The organism is Acetomicrobium mobile (assembly GCF_937920065.1).
On record NZ_CALETC010000194.1, the window covers coordinates 1 to 3,776 of the forward strand.

Below are 3,776 nucleotides of genomic sequence, written 5' to 3' on the forward strand. Positions count from 1 at the left end.
TTCTTGCTTTGAGGCTTTCTCGCTGCTGCCTATGAACTTGTCAAGGTGCTGATTTGGTGCGCGCTCCGTTCGAGCGACGCAAGAGATATCTTATTCGGCTTTTGAGATTATGTCAAGCCCCAAAATATGTATACATATATTTTTTTACATTTCTCTGTTCTCACAAATCTTTATGAGTTCCTCCAAAGCCTCTTCCTCCTTGTCACCATCAGCTCTTAAAATAATCTTTTCGTTTGGCTCTACTCCTAAACTCATGACGGCCAATATGCTTTTTGCATCAACCTCCTTATCGTTTTTGGATATGGTGATTTTGCACGGAAAAGACGCAGCCTTTTGAACGAACACCGCAGCTGGTCGGGCATGTAAACCATGCGGGTTTTTCACAATTACCTCTTTTTCGACCACTGCTTTAACCTCCTTGAGCAACAGTATCGGCGGATTGCTTTGCAGGCAAAGATCTACTCGCCACTATATCCACACTGGTATCACATACATTTTTAATTATGATCTGGCCGATTTCTATAGGAGCCTTTATTTTCACTCGGGCAACGGCCTTTGTTATGTCAAATATCTTGTCTTTGGGAACCGGTTCCTTGCTACGCACCGGGCATACAGACAAAACTCCCCCCTCAACCCTTATGGTAGAGGCAAACACCCTTCGCGGATCGGTTAACTCTACTTTGGCGTATTCTTCTCCTCTAGGACAACTACTCCCTGAAATCGATACAATTTTTCCATTTTCCTCCGTGACTATCATGAAACAGCCAACGGGACAAGATGTACATATTATTCTCCTTTCGATGGACATTTTTAAGCCTCCCTTATATCCACAAGAATTTCCGCGACATCGCCAAGGGATTGTACATATTCAGCCTTTATCTGAACTTCGCTCATTTCGCCCGGCCTAGCATACCTCAACTGTTTTTCGTATGCACCTGGTTCAACAATGACCTTACACCTTTTTTCTATAGGTTGCGCAACTCGCATATAGATTGTCGCATCTGCCTGACCAGACAGCCATTGAGGAGAATAAAGTCTCACGTTGCTACCTCCCAGTATCTTAATCTTTCTTGCTGGTTCTTTTAATTCTCCTGCAGCGAAAAGGGCAGCATTTTTGCCAGCCCTCTCTCCTTCTTTGCTCACCCAGTCAACGAGATCGTAGACGATAACAACATTGCCAGCAGCAAATATCTTTGGCTTTGAGGTCTGCAAAAGTTCATTAACATAAGGCCCTTGAGTAACCGGATTTATCGCAACACCAGCCATTCTGGAAAGTTCGTTCTCGGGAATAAGGCCTACTGCCAAAAGCAGCGTATCGCAACCTACAAGACGCTCAGTTCCTACAATGGGTTTGCGATTCATGTCAACCTTTGCAACAGTTACTCCTTCTAGCCTATCCTTTCCATGGATCTCCACAACGGTTTCTTCCAAATGAAAGGGAATGCCATAATCATCCAAACACTGGGCTATGTTGCGCCTAAGCCCACCCGGCCACGGCATGATCTCGTAAACACCCAATACTTCTGCCCCTTCCCATATCATCCTCCTTGCCATTATGAGCCCAACGTCGCCTGAACCCAAAATGACAACTTTATTCCCAGGCATGTAACCTTCCATGTTGACCAATCTTTGAGCCGTACCGGCAGTGTATATCCCGGCAGGCCTTGTCCCAGGTATGCCTAAAGCACCTAAAGGCCTTTCTCGACATCCCATCGCCAAAACCACGGATTTAGGCGTCACCTTTTTGATGCCAAGCGAAGGGTTCATTATCCAAAAAGAACCATCGTCTTCCATGTGAAACACCATACTGTTCATCAAAAACTCCACACCGACTTCCCGAGCCTTGCTAATCCATCGGTGCATGTACTCGGGCCCGGTCAATTCCTCGCCAAATATATGCAATCCAAATCCTGGATGTATACATTGCTGTAATATACCGCCAAGATCCCAGTCTCTCTCGAATATGACAACCCTTTCGGCACCAGCCTTTTTTGCACCTACGCCTGCTGCTATTCCAGCAGGACCGGCACCAATAACCGCTACGTCTACGGTAATATCACTCATAATCTGCCCTCCCTAAACCAATACTCCTTGGTTTTCCCCACTAACATCCTCGAATGACCGCCGTGTCTCGTGACCTCTTCCCTCGGGATGTTAAGTTCTCGAGCCAGTATATCTATAACCCTGGGTCCGCAGAAACCGCCTTGACATCTTCCTGCTCCCGCGCGTGTCCATATTTTCACAGCTGCAACGGTCCGAGCCCCTCTTCTTATGGCTTCTATGACTTGGCCTTCTGTCACGCTTTCGCACCTACACACTATTTGAGCATATCTTGGATCTTCTTTAGCCAAATCAGACCTTTCTTCCATCGAGAGATAGGCAAACCTGGGAATATGCCTACGCTCCGGTACAAACTTTCTGTTAGGCTTAAACTCGACTAAATCCTTCAACTCATTTTTCATTCTTTCAACTATATGCTGTGCAATGGCAGGGGCGGAGGTAAATCCAGGAGATTTAATTCCAGCAACGTTGACGAAGCCATGAGGTTTCTTTAAGATTCCTATGACGAAATCACCCGTATCAGGATCTGCCCTCAATCCGGCAAAAGTTGTTATAGCCATATTAATTGGAATTGGTGGGATGAGTCGCCTTGCCCCTTCAATGACCTGATCTAATCCCTCCGCAGTTGTTGCAGTTTTATTTCTATCTACTTGAAATATAGATGTGGGGCCCATTAGCAAGTTATGGTCAGTTGTACTGGCTACGGTTATGCCCTTACCAGCTTCGGAAGGACATGCAAAAAAGAAACTTTTAACAAGATTTCCGACATATTTGTCAGAGATAAAATAGTCCCCTCGCCTTGGGTGTATCGCAAAGCTGTCGTCACCTACCATACGTGCTATTTCATCTGAATGCACTCCAGCCGCATTTACGACTATGGGACTTAAAAACAGCCCTTTGTTCGTCCTTACACCAACAACCTGTCGTTTATCCTGAGAAAAGATCACGTCCAACACTTTTGTCTCCAAAAACAATTCCACCCCGTTTTGCTGTGCATTATCCATGAAAGCAAGCACAGCTTCGAAATTGTTAATGGTACAGCCGGTGGGAGCCCATAGGGCTGCGATGATTTCCTTCGATGCATTGGGTTCACGCGACCGCAGTTCATCGCCGCTTATTATCTCTACCGAAGGAACCCCATTCTTCTTGCCTTGCTCAAGCAATAACTCTAGATGAGCTATCTCATCCTCAGCAAAGGCGCAAACATAAGAGCCAACTTCATTAAGCGTGAAGTCAAGTTCTTCGTGCAAATTCCTGTATATCAGGTTGCCCTTCGGACAAAACCGAGCTTTAACAGAACCTGGTTCGTCATCGTAACCTGCGTGCACCATGCCGCTATTGGCCCTTGAGGCACCTGAGGGTAATTCGGACGCTTTATCAAGAACGGCTATTTTAATTTCATAACGAGACAACTCTCGCGCAACCGTGGAACCTACAAAGTCAAGTCCGAGAACTGCTGTAAATTCGGACCCAGTTACATATTCACCACCACGGCCTCGGGTTGAGCCATGTTTACTGGCTGTTTCGCTGAGGCCGTTTCCTTTCGTTCCTGTTCCGCCTTCCCTTCCCGGAATTCCGCCATGTCCATGTACCGACGTCCAGATAACCACTCCTCACTGAGTTCCTGAAGATACGCTCCCACCAGCATCGTCACCGAGGTATCCTTCGGGAAGATCCGGATCACCCGTTCCCGCCTCCGGATCTCCTCGTTGGTC

General features: G+C 46.7%; 5 protein-coding genes. All 5 read right to left on the reverse strand.

Annotated features, from left to right (window positions below):
• Nucleotides 1–144 precede the first annotated feature (144 nt).
• The gene (locus Q7P41_RS07575; RefSeq protein ID WP_303883230.1) at nt 145–405 is read right to left on the reverse strand and encodes an HPr family phosphocarrier protein; all 261 of its coding nucleotides are present in this window, start codon (nt 403–405) and stop codon (nt 145–147) included.
• A 4-nt stretch (nt 406–409) separates the two neighbouring features.
• Nucleotides 410–808 carry a DUF1667 domain-containing protein gene (locus Q7P41_RS07580; protein WP_303883231.1) on the reverse strand — a complete coding sequence of 133 codons (399 nt, stop codon included), beginning with the start codon at nt 806–808 and terminating at the stop codon, nt 410–412.
• 2 nt (nt 809–810) lie between these two features.
• Complete coding sequence (locus tag Q7P41_RS07585) at nt 811–2,064, reverse strand: NAD(P)/FAD-dependent oxidoreductase (protein WP_303883232.1); 1,254 nt, start codon at nt 2,062–2,064, stop codon at nt 811–813.
• Nucleotides 2,061–3,635, reverse strand: a complete 1,575-nt coding sequence (locus tag Q7P41_RS07590) for an NAD(P)/FAD-dependent oxidoreductase (protein WP_303883234.1) — start codon at nt 3,633–3,635, stop codon at nt 2,061–2,063. The genes Q7P41_RS07585 and Q7P41_RS07590 overlap by 4 nt, the downstream gene beginning before the upstream one ends.
• A partial coding sequence (locus Q7P41_RS07595) for a transposase (protein ID WP_303883233.1) occupies nt 3,536–3,776 on the reverse strand: 241 nt, incomplete at its 5' end. The genes Q7P41_RS07590 and Q7P41_RS07595, both read right to left, overlap by 100 nt.